Source organism: Streptomyces sp. NPDC085944, assembly GCF_040686295.1.
Taxonomy (GTDB): Bacteria; Actinomycetota; Actinomycetes; order Streptomycetales; family Streptomycetaceae; genus Streptomyces; species Streptomyces salinarius.
Genome location: NZ_JBFBJX010000007.1, coordinates 106316 through 132498, shown reverse-complemented (window position 1 = coordinate 132498; position 26183 = coordinate 106316). Strand labels below are relative to the sequence as shown.

General features: G+C 71.9%; 21 protein-coding genes. 10 read left to right on the top strand and 11 right to left on the bottom strand.

What is annotated here, in order from left to right:
* Positions 1-380: 380 nt before the first annotated feature.
* The 3 genes from AB0P07_RS15985 to ybaK are packed head-to-tail and all read left to right on the top strand — an operon-like array spanning position 381 to position 2657.
* Positions 381-1379 (top strand): hypothetical protein, encoded by a 999-nt coding sequence (locus AB0P07_RS15985; protein ID WP_365550614.1) that lies wholly within the window; start codon positions 381-383, stop codon positions 1377-1379.
* Between the two features lie 11 nt (positions 1380-1390).
* A complete protein-coding gene (locus AB0P07_RS15980; RefSeq protein ID WP_365550612.1) occupies positions 1391-2131 on the top strand; it encodes an LON peptidase substrate-binding domain-containing protein in 741 nt (246 codons plus the stop codon).
* A 13-nt stretch (positions 2132-2144) separates the two neighbouring features.
* Positions 2145-2657, top strand: a complete 513-nt coding sequence (gene ybaK, locus AB0P07_RS15975; RefSeq protein WP_365550609.1) for a Cys-tRNA(Pro) deacylase — start codon at positions 2145-2147, stop codon at positions 2655-2657.
* A gap of 191 nt (positions 2658-2848) precedes the next feature.
* Here ybaK and AB0P07_RS15970 read toward each other — a convergent pair whose 3' ends face one another.
* The 4 genes from AB0P07_RS15970 to AB0P07_RS15955 form a co-directional block, all read right to left on the bottom strand.
* Positions 2849-3583 (bottom strand): AAA family ATPase, encoded by a 735-nt coding sequence (locus AB0P07_RS15970; RefSeq protein WP_365550606.1) that lies wholly within the window; start codon positions 3581-3583, stop codon positions 2849-2851.
* Positions 3584-3617: 34 nt separating this feature from the next.
* Positions 3618-4442: an ABC transporter permease gene (locus tag AB0P07_RS15965; RefSeq protein WP_365551275.1), complete on the bottom strand. Its 825-nt coding sequence runs from the start codon at positions 4440-4442 to the stop codon at positions 3618-3620.
* Between the two features lie 119 nt (positions 4443-4561).
* Entirely contained in the window at positions 4562-5536 is a 975-nt protein-coding gene (locus AB0P07_RS15960; RefSeq protein WP_365551272.1) for an ABC transporter ATP-binding protein, read from the bottom strand.
* Positions 5537-5712: 176 nt separating this feature from the next.
* Positions 5713-6927: an NYN domain-containing protein gene (locus AB0P07_RS15955; protein ID WP_365550603.1), complete on the bottom strand. Its 1215-nt coding sequence runs from the start codon at positions 6925-6927 to the stop codon at positions 5713-5715.
* Between the two features lie 224 nt (positions 6928-7151).
* Between AB0P07_RS15955 and AB0P07_RS15950 the strand changes: the two genes are divergently transcribed.
* Entirely contained in the window at positions 7152-7319 is a 168-nt protein-coding gene (locus tag AB0P07_RS15950; protein WP_365550600.1) for a hypothetical protein, read from the top strand.
* A 57-nt stretch (positions 7320-7376) separates the two neighbouring features.
* Here AB0P07_RS15950 and dnaE read toward each other — a convergent pair whose 3' ends face one another.
* The gene (gene dnaE, locus AB0P07_RS15945) at positions 7377-10916 is read right to left on the bottom strand and encodes a DNA polymerase III subunit alpha (protein WP_365550598.1); all 3540 of its coding nucleotides are present in this window, start codon (positions 10914-10916) and stop codon (positions 7377-7379) included.
* Between the two features lie 213 nt (positions 10917-11129).
* Between dnaE and AB0P07_RS15940 the strand changes: the two genes are divergently transcribed.
* The 4 genes from AB0P07_RS15940 to AB0P07_RS15925 all read left to right on the top strand — a co-directional run bounded on the left by AB0P07_RS15940 (position 11130) and on the right by AB0P07_RS15925 (position 15956).
* Positions 11130-12470, top strand: coding sequence for a DUF2252 domain-containing protein (locus AB0P07_RS15940; protein ID WP_365550595.1), 1341 nt, complete (start codon positions 11130-11132; stop codon positions 12468-12470).
* 86 nt (positions 12471-12556) lie between these two features.
* Positions 12557-13267: a hypothetical protein gene (locus tag AB0P07_RS15935; RefSeq protein WP_365550592.1), complete on the top strand. Its 711-nt coding sequence runs from the start codon at positions 12557-12559 to the stop codon at positions 13265-13267.
* A gap of 105 nt (positions 13268-13372) precedes the next feature.
* Positions 13373-14173, top strand: coding sequence for a DsbA family protein (locus AB0P07_RS15930; protein ID WP_365550589.1), 801 nt, complete (start codon positions 13373-13375; stop codon positions 14171-14173).
* 109 nt (positions 14174-14282) lie between these two features.
* Positions 14283-15956: an alkaline phosphatase D family protein gene (locus tag AB0P07_RS15925; protein ID WP_365550586.1), complete on the top strand. Its 1674-nt coding sequence runs from the start codon at positions 14283-14285 to the stop codon at positions 15954-15956.
* On the opposite strand, the gene AB0P07_RS15920 is transcribed toward AB0P07_RS15925, so the two are convergent.
* A complete protein-coding gene (locus tag AB0P07_RS15920; RefSeq protein ID WP_365550584.1) occupies positions 15941-16531 on the bottom strand; it encodes a dienelactone hydrolase family protein in 591 nt (196 codons plus the stop codon). The genes AB0P07_RS15925 and AB0P07_RS15920 overlap by 16 nt on opposite strands.
* 104 nt (positions 16532-16635) lie before the next feature.
* On the opposite strand from AB0P07_RS15920, the gene AB0P07_RS15915 reads away from it, so the two are divergent.
* Positions 16636-17841 carry a mechanosensitive ion channel domain-containing protein gene (locus AB0P07_RS15915; protein WP_365550581.1) on the top strand — a complete coding sequence of 402 codons (1206 nt, stop codon included), beginning with the start codon at positions 16636-16638 and terminating at the stop codon, positions 17839-17841.
* A gap of 24 nt (positions 17842-17865) precedes the next feature.
* On the opposite strand, the gene AB0P07_RS15910 is transcribed toward AB0P07_RS15915, so the two are convergent.
* The 5 genes from AB0P07_RS15910 to AB0P07_RS15890 form a co-directional block, all read right to left on the bottom strand.
* Positions 17866-19452 carry a Na+/H+ antiporter gene (locus AB0P07_RS15910; protein ID WP_365550578.1) on the bottom strand — a complete coding sequence of 529 codons (1587 nt, stop codon included), beginning with the start codon at positions 19450-19452 and terminating at the stop codon, positions 17866-17868.
* A 101-nt stretch (positions 19453-19553) separates the two neighbouring features.
* A complete protein-coding gene (locus tag AB0P07_RS15905) occupies positions 19554-20039 on the bottom strand; it encodes a GNAT family N-acetyltransferase (protein WP_365550576.1) in 486 nt (161 codons plus the stop codon).
* Positions 20036-20980, bottom strand: coding sequence for an RluA family pseudouridine synthase (locus AB0P07_RS15900; RefSeq protein ID WP_365550573.1), 945 nt, complete (start codon positions 20978-20980; stop codon positions 20036-20038). Before AB0P07_RS15900 ends, AB0P07_RS15905 begins: the two co-directional genes overlap by 4 nt.
* 96 nt (positions 20981-21076) lie before the next feature.
* On the bottom strand, positions 21077-21670 hold the full coding sequence (gene lspA / locus AB0P07_RS15895) for a signal peptidase II (protein WP_365550570.1): 594 nt from the start codon (positions 21668-21670) through the stop codon (positions 21077-21079).
* Positions 21671-21749: 79 nt separating this feature from the next.
* Positions 21750-22481: a TraR/DksA family transcriptional regulator gene (locus AB0P07_RS15890; RefSeq protein ID WP_365550567.1), complete on the bottom strand. Its 732-nt coding sequence runs from the start codon at positions 22479-22481 to the stop codon at positions 21750-21752.
* Between the two features lie 553 nt (positions 22482-23034).
* Here AB0P07_RS15890 and ileS point away from each other — a divergent pair.
* Positions 23035-26178 carry an isoleucine--tRNA ligase gene (ileS, locus tag AB0P07_RS15885; protein WP_365550564.1) on the top strand — a complete coding sequence of 1048 codons (3144 nt, stop codon included), beginning with the start codon at positions 23035-23037 and terminating at the stop codon, positions 26176-26178.
* Positions 26179-26183: the final 5 nt, after the last annotated feature.

Below are 26183 nucleotides of genomic sequence, written 5' to 3'. Positions count from 1 at the left end.
GGCAGGACCACGGCCGGGAGAGGGAACCCGTCCGACACGGGGAGACCCTGTCCGGCACGGGCGGAGAAACCCGGCCGACGCAGATGAGACCCGGGGCGGCGGCCCGGTGCCCCGCCAGGGGCGGCCCGCACCCCGCCGGGCCCGGCGCCGTGCCCCGTGCCCGGCGGCGCGTGCGGTGAGGCCACCGCCCGGCGCGAGTGGGGCAACCGCCGGCGTGGGCGGGGGGCACCCGGCCCACGCGGCTGGGACCGCGTTCGGCGCGGGTGGGACCACAGTCGGTGGGGCAGGTGAACCCGGTCGGCGCTGGAGGGAAACCCGGCCGGGCGAAGGAGGGCCCGGGGGCGCACAACCATCCCGGAGTCTCGACCGTCGTACTGGCCATGTTGCGCGCGTTTCTGCGGACCGCCGCTGCCCGGGCCCGTTCCCGGTCACCGCGGCCCGCCCCGGACGACGACGTGCTCCTCGACGCCCCCGACGACCGCCTCGCCCCCGCCCTCGTCGCGGCGGCCCGCGGCGAGCACGGTGCCGCGGCCGGTCTCCTCGCCGGTACCCGCGCGAACGCCGAATGGGACCACCGCGACCGCTACGCGACCCGGCTCGCCGCCTTCGCCCGCTCTCGTGCCGAGTGGCTCGACACCTGGCGCGCCACGGCTCCGGACGACCCCGACGCCCTGCTGGTGGCGGCCCGGCTGACGGTCCACCGGAACTGGGACTCACCGGCCCGCACCGAACTCCTGCGCGAGGTGGTCCCCGCGGTCGTCGCCGCCGCCGAGACCGCCGGCCCCGCCGACCCGGTGCCGTGGCGGACCGCGCTGGACGCCGCACGGGGCGCCCGCGCCCCGCACGCCGAGTTCGAGCGGCTGTGGGAACAGGCGGTCCGCCGCTCCCCGCACCACTACGGCAGTCACGTCGCCGCCCTGGAGTACCTGGCCGACGCCTCGCCCGGCGCCCACGGCGAGTGCCTGGACTTCGCGGAGACGGCCGCCCGGGACGCCCCCGAGGACGCGCTGGTACGGGCCCTGCCCCTGCGCGCGGCCTTCGCCTGCCTGACAGCGCCGGGCACGGGCGCGGGTGCCGCCGCGGAGGGCACCACCGTACGCACGCACCGCCCCCGCCTCGACGCCGCCGCCGACCGTGCCACCGCCCTCTCGGCGGCCCACCCGGCGGCCGATCCGTGGGCGGCGGAGCTGCGGAACCTGCTCGTCTACGTCCTCGTACGCCTGGGACGCCACCGGGACGCCGCGGAGCAGTTGCGGCTGACCGGCCCATACGTCACGTCCTTCCCGTGGGACCGGGGCACCGACGACGCCGACCCGCTGGGCCGCTTCCTCCAGGTGCGGGCGGACGTCCGCGCACACCTGGAGACGGGCGCCCATTAGGCTTCTGCGACGTGACCACCGTCCGGCTCCCCCTCTTCCCCCTGAACTCCGTCCTGTTCCCGGGGCTGGTGCTTCCGCTCAACGTGTTCGAGGAGCGCTATCGCGCCATGATGCGCGAGTTGCTGAAAACCCCGGAGGACGAACCACGCCGGTTCGCCGTCGTGGCGATCCGCGACGGCCACGAGGTGGCCCGCAGCGCCCCGGGCCTGCCCGACCCGACGGCCACCGTGGAGCGCGGGCCGACGGCCGGGTTCGGGGCCGACCCGCTCAAGGTGTTCCACAAGGTGGGCTGCATCGCGGACGCGGCGACGATCCGCGAGCGGGCCGACGGCACCTTCGAGGTACTCGCCACCGGCACCACCCGGGTGCGGCTGGCCTCCGTGGACGCCTCGGGCCCGTTCCTCACCGCCGAACTGGAGCCCCTGCCCGAGGAGCCGGGCGACGAGGCGGGTGCGCTGGCCGAGGGCGTGCTGCGGTCCTTCCGGCAGTACCAGAAGCGGCTGGCGGGGGCCCGTGAACGCTCGCTGGCGACCGGCTCCGACCTGCCGGACGAACCGGGCGTGGTCTCCTACCTGGTCGCCGCCGCGATGATGCTGGACACGCCGACGAAGCAGCGCCTGCTCCAGGCCCCGGACACCGCCTCACGGCTGCGGGACGAGCTGAAACTCCTTCGCTCCGAGACCTCCATCATCCGTACGCTGCCCTCCCTGCCGGCGTCGGAACTGACGCGCGGCCCGACGAGTCTCAACTGAGGTACTGGCCCGCATGGCGAAGAAGCCGAGCAAGGCGAACAAGAAGCAGCAGCCCGGCGGCACGCCCGCGACGGTGGCGCTCACGGCGGCCGGAGTGGCGTACACGGTCCACGCCTACGAGCACGACCCGGCCCACCCGTCCTACGGCGAGGAGGCGGCCGAGGCGATGGGCGTCTCCCCGGAGCGGGTGTTCAAGACGCTGGTGGCGGACGTCGACGGGGCGCTGACGGTCGCGGTGGTGCCGGTGGCGGGCCAGCTGGACCTCAAGGCGCTGGCGGCCGCGGTCGGCGGCAAGCGCGCGGCGATGGCCGACCCGGCCCTGGCCGAGCGCACCACGGGCTATGTGCGGGGCGGCATCTCCCCACTGGGCCAGCGCAAGCGCCTCACCACCGTCCTGGACGCCTCGGCCTCGACCCACGCCACGATCTGCGTCTCGGCAGGCCGCCGCGGCCTGGAGGTCGAGCTCTCCCCCACCGACCTGGCCGACCTCACCAACGCGGCCCTGGCCCCCATCGCCCGCCCCTGATCCGCGTGACCCGCGCGGCTGTCGGCCATCGTGCCTCCCCCAGTGCCTGAACCGGCCCGGGAGGTGCCCCCAGGGCGGCACGGGTGGGCGGTTGGGGCACCTCCCGCTCGGGCGAAGCCGGGAGCGGGGGAGGCACCCACGCAACACCGGGCCGCGGCCGCGCGCCCACCGCCAGTGAGCCGGACGCAGTCCTACTTGCCCCCGCCCCCGTACGGCCCCGCCGCATACTGCCCGGCCCCCGGCCAGGGATCCGGCTCAGCATCCCTGGGCCCGAAGAGCCCCGTCAGTCCCAGGTGCACCACGAGCGCCGCGAAGGGCCACGCCAGCAGCGCCCCCTTCGCCCCCAGCTTCAGCGGCGCGGAGAACGTGACCCCCTTGCCCACGTCCTTCGCGTGCGCGATCACGTCCTGGGCCGGCCCGAGCCACACCCCGAGCCGCCACGCCAGCAGCGACCCGAGCAGCCCGCCGACGCCGAGCGCCACCACCAGCGGCACGCCCCCGCGCCGCCGCAGCAGGAAGACCACCACCGCGCTGACCGCCCCGAACGCCAGCGCGAGCAGCGTGAACGTTCCGTCGACGCCGATCGCCTGCTCGCCCTCGGAGTCCTTGAGGTAGACGACCCAGCTGTCGCCGACCACGTCGCCCACCAGCGGCACGCTCGGCGCCAGCTTCCACCACAGCACGCCCAGCAGCGCACCGAAGAGCGCGACCGCCACCGCGGTCACGGCGGCCTGCCGCACTTCCTTCAACATCCCGGGGCCGTCCTGTTCGCCATGAGGATCACCGTGGGGGTCGTACGAACCGCCGGGCGCGGCACCCACCGCGGCGGCGCCCACCGCCTGCGCGCCGACGGGCGGTGGCACCGGCCCGCCCTGGTACGACGGGCGTTCGTTCGGCGGCGGTGGCGGAGTCAAGGGTGCGGTCACCGTGCCATCGTGCCAAACCCGCCTGTGCGGCGCGTCACCGGACGGCGGCCCGGCGGTACGCCCAGGTGGCCACGGCCAGCGAGATCACCCCGACCGCGGCGCACACCGCGAGGTCACCGAGGACGAAGCCCCAGTCGGGCCGTTCGCCGAAGGTGCGGGCGAAGGCCTCCACACCGTACGTGGACGGCAGCAGGTCCCGGGCGAGGCGCACCACCTGCGGCATCCGTTCGGGCGGCAGCACGCCGAGCAGCAGGGCCGCCGACATGCCGAGCTGGCCCAGCAGCGTGGCGAACTCCGGCCGGGGCGCGAGCAGGCCCAGCGCGGCGCCCAGTCCGGCGAGTGCGGCACCGGCCAGCGGGATCACGGCGACCAGCACCCACAGGTGGGTCATAGGCAGTCCGAACAGCACGCATCCGAAAACCGCCGTGACCACCGTCCCGGGCACGGTGAAGGACGCGTACGCGCCCGCCGCGCCCAGCACCACGGCGGCGGGCGGCACCGGCAGCGTCGCGTAGTGGTCGAGGCCGCCGCTGGAGCGCAGCTGGCCGAAATACTGGGCGAGGAGGTTCAGCGCGACGAAGGCCACGACGAGCACCGCCGATCCGGCGACCACGGCCCGCGCCTCGCCCCCGCCGTCCACGACGCCCCGCATCAGGATCATGATGCCGATCGACTGGAAGGTCGCCACGAACAGCAGCGGGATGCGCGCGACCCGCGCCCGGGAGAGCTGCGCCCGGTACACGGCCACCAGGGAGGGCCACAGCCGCGCCCTGGGCCCCAGCTCGGCCGGGCCGGCCGGGCGCCGCCCCTCCGCTGCCGGGGCAGCGCCCTGAAGGGCATCGGCGGGTACGACACTCACGTCGCGCTGCTCCCCTTCGCTCGGGTCGTTCTCGGGGTCGTCCGAAACGGTCACCCGCACGGGTGCGCTCGCCCCGACGGGTACGGATACTGCGGCCGGTGTGCTCACCGCTCGTGTCCTCACGCCCTCACCAGCCCCTGCCGCGCGGCGCCGCCCAGCGCCAGGTACACGTCCTCCAGGCTGGGCGTGGCCAGGGTGAAGTCGTCCAGGGCGGCGAAGGCGGCGCCGCCGGTGACGGTGGCGACGACCGCGCGGGCCTCCTCGGGGGCGAGCCGGAGCGTCCAGCGGCGTCCCGACTCGACGACGCGGTCGCGCAGGGCGGCGACCTCCGGGACGCCCAGCGGCGCGCTCTCGCGCCACACCAGGTCGACGCTGACCTCTCCGGCGACCTTCTCCTTGAGCCCGGTCGGCGTGTCGCAGGCGATCACGCGGCCCCGGTCGAGGACGGCGACCCGGTCGAGGACGGTCTCGGCCTCGATGACGTTGTGGGTGACGAGCAGCACGGTGGTGCCGTGTTCGGCGCGCCGCCGGTCGACGGCCGACCACACCGCGCGCCGGGCCACCGGGTCCATGCCGGTGGTCGGCTCGTCCAGCACGAGCAGCGGGCGCTCCCCCACCAGGGCGGCGGCGAAACAGGCCAGGCGGCGCTGGCCGCCGGAGAGCTTCTTGATCGGGCGGCCGGCCAGCCCGGTCAGGCCCAGCTCCTCGAGCACGGCGTCCCGCTCGGCGCGGGCCCGGCGCACCTCGAGGCCGCGGAGCCGTCCGGTGGTCTCGGCGGCGAGCGACACGGTCAGCTCGTCCAGGGCGCTGGACTCCTGGCCCAGGTAGGCGAGGATCCGTGCGGCCCGCTCCGGGTGGCGCACGATGTCGTGCCCGAGGATCTCCACGCTGCCGCCGTCGGGCCGCATCAGGCCGGTGAGCTGGCGTACGAGGGTGGACTTGCCGGCGCCGTTGGGTCCGAGCAGTCCGAAGATCTCGCCGCGGCGGATGTCCAGGGTCACGTCGTCGGTGGCCCGTACCTCCGGGGCGGCCGGGGCGCCGCGCCTGCCGCGCACGGCCGGGTAGGTCTTGGTCAGTTCGCGCACCACGCACACGGCATCGCCACCGGGTCGAGGTGCCTGTGCCGCGCGCGTACTCACAAGGGACGAGAGTACGGGGTCGGTCCCTCCGGTCCGTCCCCGGGTCCGCCCATAAGTGTCGATTCAGCCGGGTGCGGCGGGGGTGTGCCGGAGGGTGTGCCCAGGGAATACGGGGGCGGGCCGGGAGCGCCTCACTCCGCCGCGGGCGTGCGTTCGGTCGCCGTCCGCACGTCGACCTCGCGCCAGAAGCCCGCCCGGATCGCGTACCGGTCGTGTTCGTCGATCTGGTCGTCCTTGTGCGCGAGCAGCCCGAAGCGGGCCGCGTAGCGCAGCAGCTCGCCATCGACACGGTGCGGGATGCGCGGGTACATTCCGGAGAGTTTCTGCAGGTGGGCGTGGTCGCCGAGGCGTTCGAGCCAGCGGCGGGCGAAGACCTGCCCGACCTCGTACGGGTCGCCGCCGACCGTGGTGATGTCCTCCTCGCGGTCGGCCCAGCGCTGCTCGGCCGTGGTGAGCTGGGCCAGCGTCGGCAGCGAGGCGCCCTCGGACGGCTCGGCGGCGGGCCGGTCGACCCAGCCCTTGTCGGAGGACCAGCGCAGGGTGGCGTTGGCCGGCTGCGGGGCGGGGTGGGCGCCGGGGGCGCGCAGGGCGGCCAGGTCCTTGGGGGTGGGGACGCCCTTGGCGGGCGCCGCCCGCTCGTCGGTGCCGCCCGGCGCGGCGGCCGCCTCGGTGGGGTGCTCGGGCGCCTCGGCGGGCCGCCGGCCCGCGGCGGAGAGGGCGGATTCGGGCAGCGGCGCGGAGAGGATGGCGGCGATCTCGGGGCGGGGCACGGGCGGCGGAGCGCAGATGCCGCCGACCTCCTTGGCGCGTACGGCCCTGGTGATCCACGTACGGTCGAGGACGCGGCGTTCGTCGGCCTCGGCGACCAGGTCCTCGGACTGGTTGTAGTCGCCGTCGGCGGCCTGTACGGCCCACAGGTGGACGGCGACTCCGTGCTCCTTGGCGGCCATCATGCCCGGCAGCAGGTCGCCGTCGCCGGTGACCAGGACGACGTCGGAGCAGGCGCGGTTGCGGGCCAGTTCGGTCAGTTCGGCATGCATGGCGGCGTCCACGCCCTTCTGCGCCCAGCGCCCGTCACTGCGCGTGAGGGCGCCGAGTCGAACGGTGACCCGGGGCATCACCCGCAGGCGGCGGTGTTCGGGCTGCGGAACGCGGTCGGGAGCGCCGTCGAACCAGTAGATGCGCAGCAGGGGCTGCTGCGTGTCGGACTCGGCGCGGTCGCGCAACCCCTGGATGAGGGCGGCGTGATCGACGGTGATGCGCGAGCGTGAGGGCTCTCCTGCCAGGAGACTCGCGGCGGCCCCCAGCAGATACCCGGCGTCCACCAGGACGATGCAGCGGTCCACGCGATCCACCCTCTTTCCGGGAGGTTTGCTTCGGGCTTCCTTCGAGTCTGCCCGACCGCGGGGAGGTTAACGGCCCGAACTCGATCTTCGGCGTGGCGTTTCGGCGTACCGCACCCCGACGGACCGCGTCACGGACGGTAATTGCCCGATATGCGTTCTTTGTTGGGCTGTGTGAATCTGGTTCCGGCCCTGGCCCCTAGATCCCCCTCAGGAGGTAGATCACCATGGCCAAGAACAAGAACAACCGTGATCGTAAGCAGCCCCGGTCCGAGCGCTCCCCGCAGGCGGCCGAGGCGGCCGTACTGGACCGCGAGGAGCAGCACTCCCCGCAGCTGACGACGCCCGGCGACGCGGCCTCGCGCAAGCGGAACAAGCGCTTCGGCCACAACTGACAACCACGACGAGGGGCGCACCCGGCAACCGGGGGCGCCCCTCGCTCGTTCTCCCGCTCAGCCCGCCAGACAGGACGGCCCGAGCAGCACCTTCAGGTCTCCGAACAGCGCCGGATCGGGCTTCACCCGGTGCCGGTCCAGGCGCAGCACCGTGGTCTTCGTGGGCCCCTGGAGCTTGATCCGCACCTCGCTGTCGCCCCGGTGGTGGGTGAGGATCTCACCGAGCCTGGTGACCATCGGCGGGGTGACGCGGGTGGCCGGGATGGTGAGCACGACGGGCGCGTTGGCACCGGCGTTGGACAGGTCGGGGATCATCAGCTCCATCGCGACCAGCCGGGGCACGTCCTCCCGCTTGTCGAGGCGCCCCTTGACGAACACCACGGCGTCCTCGACGAGTTGGGTGGACACCAGCTGGTAGGTCGCCGGGAAGAACATGCACTCCAGGGAGCCGGCGAGGTCCTCGACGGTGGCGATGGCCCAGGCGTTGCCCTGCTTGGTCATCTTGCGCTGGAGGCCGGAGATGATGCCGCCGATGGTGACGACCGCGCCGTCGCCGAAGTCACCGCCGGTGAGCTGGGAGATGCCCGCGTCGGCCTTGTCGGACAGCACGTGCTCCAGGCCGAAGAGCGGGTGGTCGGAGACGTAGAGGCCGAGCATCTCCCGCTCCTGGGCGAGGAGATAGGTCTTGTCCCACTCGTCCTCGCCGAAGACCACGTCGAGTCCGAAGCCCGGCTCGTCGTTCTGCTCGTCGCCCATGCCGCCGAAGAGGTCGAACTGCCCCTCGGCCTCCTTGCGCTTGACCGCGACCACATTGTCGATCATCGGTTCGTACTGCGCGGTGAGGCCCTTGCGGGTGTGGCCCATCTCGTCGAAGGCGCCGGCCTTGATCAGCGATTCCGTCGTCCGCTTGTTGCAGACGACCGCCTCGACCTTGTCCAGGTAGTCGGGGAAGGACGCGTACTTCCCCTTGGCCTTGCGGCACCTGATGATCGACTCCACGACGTTGGTGCCGACGTTGCGCACGGCGGAGAGGCCGAAGAGGATCACGTCGTCGCCCTGCGCGGCGAAGTTCGACATGGATTCGTTGACGTTGGGCGGCAGCACCTTGATGCCCATGCGCCGGCACTCGTTGAGGTAGACGGCCGACTTGTCCTTGTCGTCCTTGACCGAGGTGAGCAGGGCGGCCATGTACTCGGCCGGGTAGTTGGCCTTCAGGTAGCCGGTCCAGTACGAGACCAGGCCGTACGCGGCCGAGTGCGCCTTGTTGAAGGCGTAGCCGGCGAAGGGGACCAGGACGTCCCACAGGGCCTGGATGGCTTCGTCGCTGTAGCCGTTCTTCCGGGCTCCGGCCTGGAAGAGGACGAAGTTCTTCGCCAGTTCGTCGGGCTTCTTCTTGCCCATCACACGGCGCAGGATGTCGGCCTCGCCGAGCGAGTAGCCCGCGATGATCTGGGCGGCCTTCTGCACCTGCTCCTGGTAGACGATCAGGCCGTAGGTGACCGCGAGGACCTCCTGGAGGGGCTCCTCCAGCTCCTTGTGGATCGGCGTGATCTCCTGCAGGCCGTTCTTGCGCAGCGCGTAGTTGGTGTGCGAGTCCATGCCCATCGGACCGGGGCGGTACAGGGCCGACACGGCGGAGATGTCTTCGAAGTTGTCGGGCTTCATCAGCCGCAGCAGGGAGCGCATCGGGCCGCCGTCGAACTGGAAGACGCCGAGCGTGTCGCCGCGCTGCAGCAGCTCGAAGGTCTTGGGGTCGTCCAGCGGCAGCGACAGCAGGTCGAGGTCGATGCCCTTGTTGGACTTCACCATCTTGACGGCGTCGTCCATGATCGTGAGGTTGCGCAGGCCGAGGAAGTCCATCTTCAGCAGGCCGAGCGACTCGCACTGCGGGTAGTCCCACTGCGTGATGGTGACGCCGTCGGTGTGCCGCACCCAGATCGGGGCGTGGTCGACGATGGGCTCGCTGGACATGATCACACCGGCGGCGTGCACGCCCATCTGCCTCACCAGGCCCTCGACGCCCTTCGCGGTGTCGATGACCTTCTTCACGTCCGGCTCGCTCTCGTACATCGAGCGGATCTCGCCGGCCTCGCTGTAGCGCGGGTGGGTCGGGTCGGTGATGCCGTTGAGGTCGATGCCCTTGCCGAGGACGTCGGCGGGCATGGCCTTGGTGAGCCGGTCACCCATCGCGTACGGGTAGCCCAGCACGCGCGCGGAGTCCTTGATGGCGTTCTTCGCCTTGATCTTGCCGTACGTGCCGATCATGGCGACCTTGTCGGCGCCGTACTTCTCCGTCACGTACCTGATCACCTCGACGCGCCTGCGCTCGTCGAAGTCGATGTCGACGTCGGGCATGGAGACGCGCTCGGGGTTGAGGAACCGCTCGAAGATCAGGCCGTGCGGGATGGGGTCGAGGTCGGTGATGCCCATCGCGTACGCCACGATCGAACCGGCCGCGGAGCCTCGGCCGGGGCCGACCGCGATGCCCTGCTTCTTGGCCCACATGATGAAGTCGGCGACCACGAGGAAGTAGCCCGGGAACCCCATCTGGATGATGACGTCCATCTCGTACTCGGCCTGCTTCTGGCGGTCCTCGGGGACGCCGCCCGGGAAGCGGCGCGCCAGGCCGCGGCGGACCTCCTCCTGGAACCAGGTGACCTCGGTGAAGCCGTCGGGGATGTCGAACTTCGGCATCAGGTCGCGCTTGACGAACATGCCGGTCGTGTCGACCATCTCGGCGACCAGGCGGGTGTTGGCGCAGCCCTCCTGCCAGGCGTCGGAGGAGTCGACCGCGTACATCTCGTCCGTGGACTTCAGGTAGTAGCCGGTGCCGTCGAAGCGGAAGCGGTCCGGGTCGGAGAGGTTCTTGCCGGTCTGGATGCACAGCAGGGCGTCGTGGGCGGTCGCCTCGTGCGCGTAGGTGTAGTGCGAGTCGTTGGTCACCAGCGGCGGGATGCCGAGCTTCTTGCCGATGTCGAGCAGCCCGTCGCGGACCCGGTGCTCGATCTCGATGCCGTGGTCCATCAGCTCCAGGAAGTAGCGGTCCTTGCCGAAGATGTCCTGGTAGTCGGCGGCCGCCTTCAGCGCCTCGTCGAAGTGGCCGAGGCGCAGCCGGGTCTGGACCTCGCCGGAGGGGCAGCCGGTGGAGGCGACGATGCCCTCGGACCACTGGCTGATGGTCTCCTTGTCCATCCGGGGCCACTTCTGCAGCCAGCCCTCGGCGTACGCGTCGGAGGAGAGGCGGAAGAGGTTGTGCAGCCCCGTCTTGTCGGTCGCCCACATCGTCTTGTGGGTGTAACCGCCCGAACCCGAGACGTCGTCCCGCTTCTGGTGCGGCTGGCCCCACTGGATCTTGCGCTTGTTGCGCCGGGACTCCGGGGCGACGTAGGCCTCGATACCGATGATCGGGGTGACCCCGGCCTTCTGCGCGGAGTGGAAGAAGTCGTACGCCCCGTGCAGGTTGCCGTGGTCGGACATGGCGATGTGCGTCATGCCCATCTCGTTGCACGCGTTGAACATGTCCTTGAGCCGCGCGGCACCGTCCAGCAGCGAGTACTGGGTGTGGACGTGCAGGTGCGTGAACGGCGGCTTGGACACGTTCGGCCTCCTCAGGGAACTACGAGCGACGGACGGGCGACGGGCAGCGGTCGGTCCGGGGGGTCAGCGTCGAAGTCTATGCCTCGGGACTGACACTCCGGGGCTCCCCACGCGTACCTTCGGGGACGGGCACTCCCGCACCCGTTCGAACGTTGGCCCGAGTGGAGATCCGCTCCACTCGTCAGGCACCACCCGCACCAGGAGGCACCAGGCATGTCGGTCCCGCAGCTCAACGAGGAGAGGCGCGGCGAGGAGATCCTCGCCGTCTTCGACACCGCCTTCGGCCGGCTGCTGGCCGCGGATCCCGCGGCGTTCCGCGTGAAGTTCCGGAAGATGGCCGCCTCGGCCTTCGCGTTCTACCGCGGCACCGCCGGCCTCTTTTACCGCGATTTGACCGAGGATCCGGAGTTCGGTGACCCGCAGGGCGGCGCCTACCTGGACGAGCGGACCTCCCGGGTGTGGATCCACGGCGACCTGCACGCGGAGAACTTCGGCACCTACATGGACTCCACGGGCCGGCTGATCTTCAACGTCAACGACTTCGACGAGGCCTACGTCGGCCCCTTCACCTGGGACCTCAAGCGCTTCGCCGCCTCCGTCGCCCTGATCGGTTACGCGAAGGCCCTCAGCGACGAGCAGATCTCCGAGCTGGTGCGGGTGTACGCCGTCGCGTACCGCGAGCGGATCCACGCCCTGGCCACCGGCGCCAAGAGCGACGAGGTGCCGCCCTTCACGCTGGACACCGCGGAGGGGCCGCTGCTGGGAGCGCTGCGGATGGCCCGCTCGCTGACCCGCTTCGGGTTGCTGGACTCGATGACCGAGATCCGGGACTCCGAGCGCCGCTTCGCCCCCGGCGGCGGCTCCATCGAGCTGGACGCCGCCACGCGCTACAAGGTGCTAGCGGCCTTCGACGGCTACCTGGAGACGCTCCCCGAGTCCTCCCTGGCCCGCCCGGACTCCTACCGCGTGAAGGACGTCGTCGGCCGCCGGGGCATCGGCATCGGCTCGGCCGGCCTGCCCTCGTACAACATCCTGCTGGAGGGCAACAGCGACGCCCTGGAGAACGACGTCGTGATCTACATCAAGCAGGCCCAGACCCCTGCCGTCTCCCGGCACATCACCGACCAGGCCATCCGGGACTACTTCCAGCACGAGGGCCACCGCACGGTGATCTCCCAGCGCGCCCTGCAGGCGCACGCCGACCCGTGGCTGGGCTGGACCGAGCTGGACGGCGCCGGGCAGCTGGTCGCGGAGGTCTCGCCGTACGCCGTCGACCTGGACTGGGGCGACATCGACGACCCGGAGGAGATCGCCGAGGTCGTCGCCGACCTGGGCCGGGCGACCGCCACCATGCACGCGGCGGCCGACGACCAGTCCGGGGAGTCCCTGGTGCCGTTCTCCACGGAGCGGGCCATCGATGCGGCGATCGCGGCCGACGAGGAGGGCTTCGCGCCGCTGCTGGTCGACTTCGCGCACCGGTACGGCGCACGCGCGCGTGCCGACCACCAGACCTTCGTCGACCTGTTCCGCAACGGCCGCATCCCGGGTCTGTGACCATTCCGGTTCGGTAACCGTCGGCTGTCTCACAGGAACCTTTTAGGGGTCTCTTACCGGCGCCCGTGCCACACTCTTCTACTGCTATGGACATATCCGGAACCCCGCTCAGAGCCGTACGCGCGGCGCTGTTCACGGCCCTCGCCGTGACCCTCAGCACCGCGTCGCACGTGCTGCTGTCCGGGGTTCCGCTGCCGGTCCCCACGGTGGCCGCGGTCGCCGCCGCCGTGTTCCTGATCGCCTACGCCCTGGCCGGGCGGCGCGAGCGCGGCTTCGGGCGGATCGCCGTCCTGCTGATCCCGCTGGAGCTGGCCGCCGACACGGTGTTCACCACAGGCCAGCACGTCTGTTACGGCCGGGCGGGCGGCCCGGTCGCGGGCCCGCTGCGCTCGGTCGGCTTCGACGTGCTGTGCGGCGACGGGACCGGCATCCACGCCGGGGTGACGGCCCCGCTGACCCGGGTCACCGGGGCCGAGACCGACCGGATGGCATCGGTGCTGGCCCAGGCCGACCCCGGCACCGCCTGGCTGCTGCTGGGCGCGCACGTCGGCGTCGGGCTGCTCGCGGCGGCCTGGCTGCGGCGCGGCGAGCGGGCGCTGGCCCAGTTGCTCGGCGCGGTGGCCGCGACCACCTTCCGGCCGCTGCTGCTCGCCGTCGCGGCCGTGAGCGCACGCCGGGCCCCGGCGGCGCGCCGCCCGCTCCCCCCGGTCCGCCGCACCACCGGCGCCCGTGAGCGGATCCTCACCCACTCCCTGGGACGTCGCGGACCCCCGCGCCCGGTGACCGCCCTCGTGTGACCCGGCACCCGAGCCGCAGCAGTCGCACGAGCACCCACCGAGCACGGCAGTCCCCCCATACGTACTTCCGCACACCCCCGTGTGCGCGTCCCCGGAGAGATCATCATGAGCAAGCGGAACAGCCAGGCGGCGAAGACGGCGGCCCGTGAGCGCCTGCGCCAGGAGCGCGAGCGCCAGGCCAAGCGCGACAAGGTCAAGCGGCAGGTCGTCGTGGCCGCCTCCATCGTCGGTGTGCTGGCGATAGCCGGCGGCATCAGCTACGCCGTCGTGCAGGGCAACAAGCCCTCCGGCTGGGAGAAGGCCGCCGAGGCGAAGGTGGTGGCGCCGGCCAACACCTCCGGCAAGGACGGCACCACGATCGTCATGGGCGAGTCCAAGTCCGACAACGTCATCCACCTCTACGAGGACCCGCGCTGCCCGGGTTGCGCGGCGATGGAGCAGAGCATCGGCGAGACCGTCAACAAGGGCATGGAGGACGGCGACTACAAGCTGTCCTTCACCATCGGCACCTTCCTCGACGGCAACCTGGGCGGCGAGGGCTCGAAGAACGCGCTGAGCGCGCTCGGCGCGGCGCTGAACGTCAGCCCGGAGGCTTTCGTCGACTACAAGACGGCGCTCTACTCCACGAAGTACCACCCCGAGGAGTCGACCGACGAGTTCGCCAAGGACGACTACCTGATCAAGGTGGCGAACTCGGTCGACGCCCTGAAGAACAACAAGAAGTTCCAGGACGCCGTGGAGAAGGGCACCTACGACGCCTGGGCGATGCGGATGAGCAAGTCCTTCGACGAGTCCGACGGCGTCCAGTCGACCCCGACCATCAAGATCAACGACAAGGTGATCGAGACCCCGAGCACGCCCGACGCGTGGCAGAAGGCGCTGAAGGACGCGGGCGTCACCAAGTGACCCGGTGATTCCGTGCTTCCGGCGATTCCGGTGATCGGCGTCTGACGAGTGGGCGAACTTTCGCGAGTTCGCCCACTCGCGCGCGTACCGATCAGTAACCTGATCGGCCGTGACCAGTCGACACAGAGCCTTCGAAGACAACGAGACATCCGCTAACTCCCGGACCCCGAGCCGCCGTACGGTCGTCAAGGCCGCGGCGGCCGGTGCCGTTCTGGCCGCCCCGCTCGCCGCGGCCCTTCCCGCCGGCGCCGCCGACGCGGCCCCCGCCTTCCTGCACGGCGTCGCCTCCGGCGATCCGCTGCCCGACGGCGTGCTGCTGTGGACCCGGGTGACCCCGGTGCCCGAGGCCATACCCGGGTCCGGTACCGGCCCGGACACCGACGTGAGCTGGGTCGTCGCGACGGACAAGGCCCTCACGAACGTCGTCGCCAAGGGCACCGTCACCGCGACGGCCGCCTCCGACCACACCGTCAAGGCGGACGTCCGCGGCCTCGCGCCCGCCACGGACTACTGGTTCCGCTTCTCCGCGGGCCCCACCGACTCCCCCGTCGCCCGCACCCGCACCGCCCCCGCGCACGACGCGGCCGTCACCAATCTGCGCTTCGGCGTGGTCTCCTGCGCCAACTGGGAGGCCGGGTACTTCTCCCCGTACCGCCATCTCGCGGCCCGCGGCGACCTGGACGCCTGGCTGCACCTGGGCGACTACATCTACGAGTACGGCACCGGCGAGTACGCCAACCGTGACACCGTCGTGCGCCCGCACGCCCCGGCCCACGAAATCCTCGGCCTCGCCGACTACCGCATCCGGCACGGCCGTTACAAGACCGACCCCGACCTGCAGGCCCTGCACGCCACCGCACCGGTGGTGGCCATCTGGGACGACCACGAGATCGCCAACGACACCTGGTCGGGCGGCGCCGAGAACCACACGGAGGGCACCGAGGGGACCTGGGCGGCGCGGCAGAGCGCCGCCAAACGGGCCTACTTCGAGTGGATGCCGGTGCGCCCGGCCATCGCCGGCACCACCTACCGGCGGCTGCGCTTCGGCAAGCTCGTCGACCTGTCGCTGCTCGACCTGCGTTCCTTCCGCTCGCAGCAGGTGGCGCTCGGCAACGGCGAGGTCGACGACCCGGACCGCACCCTCACCGGCCGCGCCCAGCTCGACTGGCTCAAGGCGGGGCTCGCGTCCTCCGACGCCACCTGGCGGCTGGTCGGCAACCCGGTGATGATCTCGCCGTTCGCCATCGGCTCGCTGCCCGCCTCGCTGCTCGGGCCGCTCGCCGAGCTGCTCGGGCTGCCGAAGGAGGGCATCGCGCTCAACACCGACCAGTGGGACGGCTACACCGACGACCGCCGCGAGCTGCTGGCCCACCTGCGCGCGCACGCGGTCCGCAACACCGTGTTCCTGACCGGCGACATCCACATGGCGTGGGCCAACGACGTGCCGCACAACGCCGGGACCTACCCGCTGTCCGCGTCGGCGGCCACGGAGTTCGTCGTCACGTCGGTGACCTCGGACAACCTCGACGACATCGTGAAGGTCCACGAGGGCACCGTCTCGGCGATCGCGGCGCCGGTGATCCGGGCCGCGAACCGGCACGTGCACTGGGTCGACACCGACCGGCACGGCTACGGCGTGCTGGACGTCACCGCGGACCGGGCGCAGATGGACTACTACGTCGTCTCCGACCGCGCCGACGCGGACGCCACCTCCGCCTGGGCCCGCTCCTACCGCACCCGCAGCGGCACGCAGCGCGTCGAGCGCGTCTACGCCCCGGTCTGAGCCTTCTGGAGGGTCTCGAGGAAGCCGAGCGCCACCCGCCAGGTGGCCTCGGCCGCCTCCGCGTCGTAGTCGTCCAGCTCCGGGTCGGTGTACAGGTGACCGGCGCCGGGATATCTGTGCACCTCGACGTCGGCGCCGATCCGGCCCATCTGCAGATACCAGGCGCTGAGCCAGTCGTCCGTCTCGAAGGGGTCCGGCTCGGCCACGTGCAGCTGGACCGGCAGCTCGTCGACCGAGGCGTTGGGCGCGAGGTCCGAGGTGCCGTGCAGGAGGAGCAGCCCGCGCGCCCGGTGGTCGCCGAGGGCGAGGGTCTGGGCGATGGAGGCGCCGAGCGAGAACCCGGCGTACACCAGCCCGCGCTCCGAGTAGGGAGCGGCGGCCAGCACCGCCCGCTTCAGCAGCTCCTCCCGGCCGATCCCGTCCTGGTGGGCCATGCCCTCCTCGACCGTGTCGAAGGTACGGCCCTCGAAGAGGTCCGGGGTCCACACCTGGTGCCCGGCGTCGCGCAGCCGGTCGGCGGCCTGCCGCACCGCGGGCCTCGGGCCGAGGGTCGAGTGAAAGAGCACGATGTTCATGAGGCCATGGTGCCAGCCGGGTGCGACGACGCGGCGCGCGGCGATGCCCCCGGCGGGACACAAGTCACAGGTTCACAGCCCGCGCGGCCGGTTACGTTCGAGGGATGGAGACGATACTCCGCCCGCTGATCGTGGTCGGCGGCTCGGTTCTGCTGACCCTGGTCATCGGCTGGGCCACCGACCTGTTGCTGCGCAAGGCCGACGGACGCCACCCGGAGACACCGCTGTGGGACCTGCTGCGCCGGGCCCGCGTCCCGTACCAGATCGTGCTCTGCTCGGCGCTGCTGAGAGGGTCGTACGTCGAGGCCGAGGTGTTCCCCGAGCACCGGACCGCCGTCGGCCGGACGCTGACGCTGCTGCTGATCGGCTCGGCGGCCTGGCTGGTGGTCCGGATCGCCGCGGCGGTCGTCGAGGCGTCCTACTCCCGGTACGCGCAGGCCCACGCCGAGCGGGACCCGGCCCGGGTGCGGCGTGTGCGGACGCAGGTTTCGCTGATCATGCGGGTGGTCACGGCGATCGTCGGCGTGGTCGCCGTGGCGTCGATGCTGCTGACGTTCCCGGCGATGCGCGCGGCCGGCGCCTCGCTGCTGGCCTCGGCCGGAATCATCGGCATCGTCGCCGGTGTGGCGGCCCAGTCCACGCTGGGCAACCTGTTCGCCGGGTTCCAGATCGCCTTCGGCGACATGGTGCGCATGGGCGACACGGTCGTGGTGGACGGGGAGTGGGGCACCGTCGAGGAGATCACTCTGACCTACCTGACGGTGCGCACCTGGGACGAGCGCCGGATCACGATGCCGGTGTCGTACTTCACCTCGAAGCCGTTCGAGAACTGGTCGCGCGGCACCCCGCAGATGACCGGGACGGTCTTCTGGCACCTCGACCACACGGCGCCGCTGGAGGCGATGCGGGAGCGGCTGCGCGACCTGCTGCGCCAGTGCCCGGCCTGGGACGGGCGCAGCTACAACCTGACCGTCACGGACACCACCCCGAACACCATGGAGGTGCGGGCGTTGGTGACGGCGAAGGACGCGGACGACATCTGGACGGTACGGGTCACGGTCCGCGAGGGCATGATCCGCTGGCTGGCCGACGAGCACCCGTACGCGCTGCCGCGGATCAACACGGCGGAGGCGGTCCTGCGCCCCCTCCAGGACGACGTGCCCCACGCCCGCCGCTCCCCCGACGCCGACTCCCGCCCGCACGTCCCGGACGCGGACTCCCACCACTCCCCGGACCCGGACCACCACCGCCCCTCGAACGCGGCGTCCCGCCACTTCACCCAGCGGCCGACCAAGAGCAGGAGCCGGTGACCGGCACGGGCCCGCGCACACGGGTCAGCGCAGGCTGCGCACGTCGAGGTGGCGCAGGACCCGGTCGACGACCTCCGGGTCGGCGCCGGGCTCGCTGCGGGCGGCCAGCACCTCGTGCCGGGCGGCGCTCAGCATCTCGCCCTGGATGCGCCGGACCCGCTTGATCCGCCGCGCCCGCTGCTCCTGGGCCTCCCGGCGTTCCTCGTCCCCGAGGTCCGGGCTGATGCGTATGCCGATGTCGAAGGCGCGCCGCAGCATCTGCTCGGACAGCTCCTCCGGCAGTTCCTCGACCGCTTCGATCTCCTTGAGCCGCTGCTTGGCCGCCTTGGCCGCCCGCAGGGCCAGGCCCCGCTCGAACTCCTGCTCACGCTCGGTGTCCGCCCGCACCCCGAGCCGGCCCACCAGCCAGGGCAGTGTCAGGCCCTGCAACAGCAGCGTGCCCATGATCACGCCGAACGCGATGAAGACGATCTCCTCCCGGTGCGGGAAGGGCGCCCCGTCGTCGGTCTCCAGCGGGATCGCCAGGGCCAGCGCGACGGAGGCCACGCCCCGCATCCCCGCCCACCACATGACCACCGTCTCCCGCCAGCTGGTCGGGATGTCCTCGTCCTGGTCGCGCCGGGCGTGCAGCCGCTGGGTCAGCCAGGTGGCCGGCAGCAGCCACAGCAGCCGGACCAGGACGACGACGACCAGGATCGCCGCCGCCCAGCCGAGCAGCTGGGTCCAGCGGCCGGAGGCGGTGCGGACGGCGTTGTGCAGTTCGAGCCCGATCAGTCCGAAGGCCACCCCGGTGACCAGGGTGTCGACCACGTCCCAGACGGTGTGACCGCCGAGCCGGGTCATCACGTCGTCGGCGTCCGAGGCGTACTCGGCGAGGAACATGGCGGTGGTGAGTACGGCGAGGACGCCCGAGCCGTGCAGTTCGTCGGCGGCGACGTAGCTCACGAACGGCACCAGCAGCGTCAGCCCGATCTGGAGGGTCGGGTCGCCCAGCACGCTCATGAGCTTGTTGGAGCCCCAGCCCAGGGCGAGCCCGACCGCGACGGCGACGACGGCGGACAGCACGAGGTCGAGCCCGGCCTCCCACGGCGAGAAGGAACCGCCGACCGCCGCGGCGATGGCCACGTGGTACAGGACGATGGCCGTCACGTCGTTGAAGAGCCCCTCGCCCTCCAGGATGGACACCAGGCGGCGCGGCAGTCCCAGCTGTCCGGCGACGGCGGTCGCGGCGACCGGGTCGGGCGGCGCCACCAGCGCGCCCAGCGCGAAGGCGGCGGCGAGCGGCAGCCCCGGCACGATCGCGTGAACCACTGAGGCCACGCAGACCATGGTGACGAAGACCAGCGCGACGGCCAGCAGGAAGATCGGGCGTTTGTTGGCCGCGAACTGCCGCCAGGACGTGCGCCGCACGGCGGCGTACAGCAGCGGCGGCAGCAGCCCGGGCAGGATCAGTTCGGGCGGGATGTCGACGTTGGGCACGAAGTCGAGCAGGGCCAGGACGATCCCGAGGACGGTCATCAGCACCGGGGCCGGCAGTCCGAGCCGGGCACCGATCGGGACGCTCAGCAGGGCCCCGAGCAACAGCATGAACAACAGGGCCAGCTGATCCACGGTCACCGCTCCGGTGGGGTCTAGGGGCTGTGGTCTGGGCGTTCACCCGGCGGCCCCAGCCTGCCACGCCACCGGCCCCGTCGGCCGGTTCGGCACCCTGGCTACAGGGAGCGGCGCATCGCGCGGTGGGGGATCCCGGCGTCGGAGAACTCGGGCCCGTACGCCTGGTACCCCAACCGTTCGTAGAAACCCAGGGCGTGGGTCTGCGCGTGCAGGTCCACCGTGGTGAGTCCACGCGCGCGTGCGGCGTCCTCCACGGCCCGCACCAGCGCGGCCCCGACGCCGAGACCGCGGGCCGCCGCGGTCACCGCGAGCCGCCCCAGGGAGCCGACGGCCGGGTCGCCGTCGCCGTTCTTCGCGGCGGCCGCCGCGCCGTGCAGCAGGCGACCGGTGCCGAGCGGAACGCCGTCCGCTCGGACGGCCAGCACGTGCACGGCGCCGGCGTCATGGGCGTCGTACTCGATGTCCTCGGGGACCTGCTGCTCGGCGACGAAGACGTCCTTGCGCACCGCGAAGCAGGCGTCCCGGTCGGCGGGGTCCTCGGCGACGCGTATCTCGTAGGCCGGGGCCGGGCTCGGGGTGCTCATCCGTAGGTCTCCTCGCGGACCTGGTCGAGGGCCTGCTGGAGGTCCTCGGGGTAGTCGCTGGCGTACTCGACCCAGTCGCCGGTGCCGGGGTGCTCGAAGCCGAGGCGTACGGCGTGCAGCCACTGGCGGGTCAGCCGCAGCCGCTTGGCGAGGGTGGGGTCCGCCCCGTAGGTCAGGTCACCGACGCAGGGGTGGCGGTGGGCGGCCATGTGGACGCGGATCTGGTGGGTGCGGCCGGTCTCCAGCTTCACGTCGAGCAGGGAGGCGGCGCGGAAGGCCTCGATGAGGTCGTAGTGGGTGACGGAGGGCTTGCCCTCGGCGGTGACGGCCCACTTGTAGTCGTGCTGGGGATGGCGGCCGATGGGAGCGTCGATGGTGCCGCTGGTCGGGTCGGGGTGGCCCTGCACCAGCGTGTGGTACCGCTTGTCGACCGTGCGCTCCTTGAACTGGCGCTTGAGCGAGGTGTAGGCGCGCTCGGACTTGGCCACCGCCATCAGGCCGGAGGTGCCGACGTCGAGGCGGTGCACGATGCCCTGGCGCTCGGCGGCGCCGGAGGTGGAGATGCGGAACCCGGCGGCGGCCAGGCCGCCGATGACGGTCGGGCCGTCCCAGCCCGGGGAGGGGTGGGCGGCGACGCCGACCGGCTTGACGACCACGACGACGTCCTCGTCGTCGTGCACGATCTCCATGCCCTCGACGGGCTCGGCGACCACCTGCACCGGCGCGGGCGCCTGCGGCATCTCGACCTCGAGCCAGGCGCCGCCGTGGACCCGCTCGGACTTGCCGACCACCGATCCGTCGACCTGTACCTTCCCCGCCGCCGCCAGCTCGGCGGCCTTGGTGCGGGAGAAGCCGAACATGCGCGAGATGGCGGCGTCGACGCGCTCGCCCTCCAGGCCGTCGGGCACGGGCAGGGTACGGATCTCGGGAATCGTGCTCACCCGTCGAGTATGCCGGACGGCCCGGGCCCACCCGAACGCGCGCTCAGTCCCTGTGGACGATCGGGTCCCTGTGGACAACCGGGCTCCTCTTGCGGGTCAGTCCTTGTGGACGGTCCCGTCCGGGTCCAGGCCCCGGAAGGAGAGGATCACGATCAGGATGCCGCCGCAGACGATCGCCGAGTCGGCGAGGTTGAACACGGCGAAGTGCTTGGGCGCGATGAAGTCCACGACCGCGCCCTCGAAGACGCCGGGCGCGCGGAAGATCCGGTCGGTGAGGTTGCCCAGGGCACCGCCGAGCAGCAGGCCGAGCGCGATCGCCCAGGGCAGGCTGCGCAGCTTGCGCGCGAGGCGGGCGATCACGACGATCACGGCCGCCGCGATCACCGTGAAGATGATCGTGAAGGCCTCGCCGAAGCCGAAGGCCGCGCCCGCGTTGCGGATGGCCGCGAGCCGCAGCCAGTCCCCGATGATCTCGATCGGCTCGTGGTGCTCCAGCCTCGCGACCACGATCATCTTGCTGACCAGGTCGAGCAGGTACGCGAACACCGCGACCGCGAACAGCACGGCGACCCGACGCTTGCCCCGAGGGCGCTCCGGAGCCGGCTCCTGCTCGGCGTCGGGCCGCTCCTGCCCGTCCCCCGCCGCGTCCGGGGTGTCCGGAGTACCGATGATGCGCTCCGCCTCTGCCACGTGAGTCCCTCAGCCTAGGTCCTTGACTGAGGACGAGGGTACGGCACGCCACCCGTCCCGGCTGCTGGCCAGTACCGGCTCAGTACCGCCGCTCCTGCTTCTGCTTGCACTCGACGCACAGGGTGGCCCGCGGGAAGGCCTGCATCCGCGCCTTGCCGATCGGGTTGCCGCAGTTCTCGCACAGGCCGTAGGTGCCCGCGTCCAGGCGTTCCAGGGCGCGCTCGGTCTGGGTGAGCACCTCGCGCGCGGTGGCGGCCAGCGCCAGCTCGTGCTCCCGCGTGATGTTCTTGCTGCCGGTGTCGGCCTCGTCGTCGCCCGCGCCGTCGCCGGAGTCCCGCATCATGCCCTGCAGCGACCGCTCGGAGGAGTCGATCTCGGTGCGCAGCCGGTCGGCCTCGGACTGCAGCTCGCCTCGCGCCTCCTCGACCTCTTCCGGGGTCCAGGGTTCCTCGCCGGGGCGTACCGCGAGTTCGCCGGGGTCCGCGGCGGTGCCGCGGGCCTTGGGGACAGCGGTCTTGGCCGCCGTGGCCGTGCCAGGAGTCTTCTTCGCAACCACCGTCGTGGCTCCCGTCTGCTCCGCGGCCTCGGCCGCGCCCACTTTCTTGGCCGTGCTCTTCTTCGCCGTGCTGCCGCTCGCCGCGGTCTTCTTCGCCGCGGACTTCTTCGCCGGGGCCGCCCTCGCCGCCGTCTTCTTCGCCGGGCTCTTCCTCGCCGCCGTCTTCTTCGCCGCCTTCTTCTCCGGGTCCTGCTCCGCGGCGCTCTCCTCGGCGGCGCCCTGCTGCGCGGCCGTCGTCTTCTTCTTCGCCACCATGGCCGCGGCCCCTTCACATATTGTGATCTTGCGCGCGAATCGTGCTGGGACGATAAATCGACTCCGGTCCCGCGGCAACGGGGCACGCCGCCCGACTCGCCCGCCCACCGTGCGCCGCGCGGCGAGCATGCATGCGTTGTGCCCAGCTCCCCGCCGGGTAATCCGCCGGAAGGTCCCCCGGCCGGTCCGTCCGGGAACGGACCTCGGACGGCGGCATTCGGGTCACGCCAAAACCGGTCGGCCGCTGTCCGCGCGGCGCCGTACACTGGGCGCAGCGAAAAGCGTGGATGGGGACGAGTAGCGGCGTCAGCAGCCCAGAGCGACCCGGGGACGGTGTGAGCCCGGGGGCGAGCGCGACGTGAAGATCACCCCGGAGCCGCCGGAAGAATGCCGTGGCAGGACAGTCGCGGCGAGTAGAACCGGCTCGCGACCCCAATGAGGGGGCTCACCGGAGCACACGACGCACCGGCCGGGCCAAGGAGGGTGGTACCGCGGGAGCACGGCTCTCGTCCCTCCGACGGAAGGCAGCACGTCCGCCGGAGGAAGCTCGCTGATGACAACGCCTCAGTACCGCCAGGTACCCGCCCAGGTCGACCTGCCCGCGCTCGAACACGCGGTGCTCGACTTCTGGCGCGAGCAGAAGATCTTCGCCAAGAGCCTGGAGCAGTCCGAGGGCCGCCCCGAGTGGGTGTTCTACGAGGGCCCGCCCACCGCCAACGGCATGCCCGGCGCCCACCACATCGAGGCGCGCGTCTTCAAGGACGTCTTCCCCCGCTTCCGCACGATGCGCGGCTACCACGTGGGCCGCAAGGCCGGCTGGGACTGCCACGGCCTGCCCGTGGAGCTGGCGGTGGAGAAGGAGCTGGGCTTCTCCGGCAAGCAGGACATCGAGGCGTACGGCATCGCCGAGTTCAACGCGAAGTGCCGCGAGTCGGTGACCCGCCACACCGACGCCTTCGAAGAGCTCACGACCCGCATGGGCTACTGGGCCGACCTCCAGGACCCGTACCGCACGATGGACCCGGAGTACATCGAGTCCGTCTGGTGGTCGCTGAAGACGATCTTCAACAAGGGCCTGCTGGTCCAGGACCACCGCGTCGCCCCCTGGTGTCCCCGCTGCGGTACCGGCCTGTCCGACCACGAGCTGGCCCAAGGCTACGAGACGGTCGTCGACCCCTCCGTCTACGTCCGCTTCCCGCTGACCTCCGGCCCACTGGCCGGCGAGGCCGCGCTGGTCGTCTGGACGACCACCCCGTGGACCCTGGTCTCCAACACCGCGGTCGCCGCGCACCCCGACGTCACCTACGTCGTCGCGACCGACGGCGAGGAGAAGCTCGTCGTCGCCGAGCCGCTGGTGGGGAAGGCCCTCGGCGAGGGCTGGGAGACCACCGGGCAGTCCTTCACCGGTGCCGAGATGGAGCGCTGGACGTACCGGCGCCCCTTCGAGCTGGTCGAGTTCCCGGAGCCGGCCCACTACGTGGTGAACGCCGACTACGTCACCACCGAGGACGGCACCGGCCTCGTCCACCAGTCCCCCGCCTTCGGTGAGGACGACCTCAAGGTCTGCCGCGCCTACGGCCTTCCGGTGGTCAACCCGGTCCGCCCGGACGGCACCTTCGAGGAGGACGTCCCGCTGGTCGGCGGCGTCTTCTTCAAGAAGGCCGACGAGAAGCTGACCGAGGACCTGGACGCCCGGGGCCTGCTCTTCAAGCACATCCCGTACGAGCACAGCTACCCGCACTGCTGGCGCTGCCACACGGCCCTGCTCTACTACGCGCAGCCGTCCTGGTACATCCGCACCACGGCGATCAAGGACCGTCTCCTCCAGGAGAACGAGAAGACCAACTGGTTCCCGGAGGCGGTCAAGCACGGCCGGTACGGCGACTGGCTGAACAACAACATCGACTGGGCCCTGTCCCGCAACCGCTACTGGGGCACCCCGCTGCCCATCTGGCGCTGCGAGGAGGACCACCTCACGGTCGTCGGCTCCCGCGCGGAGCTGACCGAGCTGTCCGGCACCGACCAGTCGGCCCTGGACCCGCACCGCCCGTTCATCGACGAGGTCACCTTCGCCTGCCCGCAGGACGGCTGCGGGAAGACGGCCACGCGCGTGCCGGAGGTCATCGACGCCTGGTACGACTCGGGCTCGATGCCGTTCGCGCAGTGGGGCTACCCGTACAAGAACAAGGAGCTGTTCGAGAGCCGCTACCCGGCGCAGTTCATCTCCGAGGCCATCGACCAGACCCGCGGCTGGTTCTACACGCTGATGGCGGTCGGCACCCTGGTCTTCGACAAGTCGTCCTACGAGAACGTGGTCTGCCTCGGCCACATCCTCGCCGAGGACGGCCGCAAGATGTCCAAGCACCTGGGCAACATCCTGCAGCCGATCCCGCTGATGGACCAGCACGGCGCCGACGCGGTGCGATGGTTCATGGCGGCCGGCGGATCGCCCTGGGCGGCCCGCCGGGTAGGCCACGGCACCATCCAGGAAGTCGTCCGCAAGACGCTCCTCACGTACTGGAACACGGTCGCCTTCCAGGCCCTGTACGCCCGCACCACGGGCTGGGCGCCGAGCGAGGCGGACCCGGCCCCGTCCGACCGCCCGGTCCTGGACCGCTGGCTGCTCTCCGAACTGCACGCGCTGACCGACCAGGTCACGCAGGCGCTGGACGCGTACGACACCCAGCGGGCCGGCAAGCTGCTCTCCGCGTTCGTCGACGACCTGTCCAACTGGTACGTGCGCCGCTCCCGCCGCCGCTTCTGGCAGGGCGACAAGGCCGCGCTGCGCACCCTGCACGAGGTCGTCGAGACGGTCACCAAGCTGATGGCGCCGCTCACCCCGTTCATCACCGAGCGGGTCTGGCAGGACCTGGTCGTGCCGGTCACCCCGGGCGCTCCCGAGTCGGTCCACCTGTCCTCGTGGCCGGAGGCCGACCTCACGGCGATCGACCCGGAGCTGTCGAAGCAGATGGTCCTGGTCCGCCGCCTGGTCGAGCTGGGCCGTGCCACCCGCGCGGAGTCGGGTGTCAAGACCCGGCAGCCGCTCAGCCGCGCCCTGATCGCGGTGGCGGGCTTCGACGCGCTCTCCCCCGAGCTGCACGCGCAGATCACGGAGGAGCTGAACGTCGAGTCCCTTGCCTCGCTCAGCGAGGTCGGCGGTTCCCTGGTCGACACGACGGCGAAGGCCAACTTCCGGGCGCTGGGCAAGCGGTTCGGCAAGCGGGTCCAGGACGTGGCGAAGGCCGTCGCGGCCGCGGACGCCGCCGCGCTGTCCCTCGCCCTGCGCGAGGGCGCGGCCTCGGTGGAGGTCGACGGCGAGACGGTCACCCTCGCTCCGGACGAGGTGATCATCACGGAGACGCCGCGCGAGGGCTGGTCCGTCGCCTCCGACTCGGGCGCGACGGTGGCGCTCGACCTGGAGCTGACGGAGGAGCTGCGCCGGGCGGGCCTCGCCCGGGACGCCATCCGGCTGATCCAGGAGGCCCGCAAGAACAGCGGCCTCGACGTCGCCGACCGGATCGCCCTGCGCTGGACGGCCACGGACCCGGCGACGATCGCGGCGCTGACCGACCACGCGGGCCTGATCGCCGACGAGGTCCTGGCGACGGACTTCGCCCGGGGCGAGGCGGACGACGCGTACGGCGCCCCGTTCACGGACGAGGGCCTGTCCCTGGTGTTCCGCCTGCGCAAGCAGTAGCCAAG

Excerpts from the sequence above, each read along its gene's own strand:
- AB0P07_RS15935 (WP_365550592.1), top strand. The coding sequence starts at position 12,557 with ATGGACATATCCGGAACCCCGCTCAGAGCCGTACGCGCGGCGCTGTTC.
- AB0P07_RS15940 (WP_365550595.1), top strand. The coding sequence starts at position 11,130 with ATGTCGGTCCCGCAGCTCAACGAGGAGAGGCGCGGCGAGGAGATCCTC.
- AB0P07_RS15890 (WP_365550567.1), bottom strand. The coding sequence starts at position 22,481 with ATGGTGGCGAAGAAGAAGACGACGGCCGCGCAGCAGGGCGCCGCCGAG.
- ybaK (WP_365550609.1), top strand. The coding sequence starts at position 2,145 with ATGGCGAAGAAGCCGAGCAAGGCGAACAAGAAGCAGCAGCCCGGCGGC.
- AB0P07_RS15905 (WP_365550576.1), bottom strand. The coding sequence starts at position 20,039 with ATGAGCACCCCGAGCCCGGCCCCGGCCTACGAGATACGCGTCGCCGAG.
- ileS (WP_365550564.1), top strand. The coding sequence starts at position 23,035 with ATGACAACGCCTCAGTACCGCCAGGTACCCGCCCAGGTCGACCTGCCC.
- AB0P07_RS15915 (WP_365550581.1), top strand. The coding sequence starts at position 16,636 with ATGGAGACGATACTCCGCCCGCTGATCGTGGTCGGCGGCTCGGTTCTG.
- AB0P07_RS15930 (WP_365550589.1), top strand. The coding sequence starts at position 13,373 with ATGAGCAAGCGGAACAGCCAGGCGGCGAAGACGGCGGCCCGTGAGCGC.
- AB0P07_RS15920 (WP_365550584.1), bottom strand. The coding sequence starts at position 16,531 with ATGAACATCGTGCTCTTTCACTCGACCCTCGGCCCGAGGCCCGCGGTG.
- AB0P07_RS15985 (WP_365550614.1), top strand. The coding sequence starts at position 381 with ATGTTGCGCGCGTTTCTGCGGACCGCCGCTGCCCGGGCCCGTTCCCGG.
- AB0P07_RS15950 (WP_365550600.1), top strand. The coding sequence starts at position 7,152 with ATGGCCAAGAACAAGAACAACCGTGATCGTAAGCAGCCCCGGTCCGAG.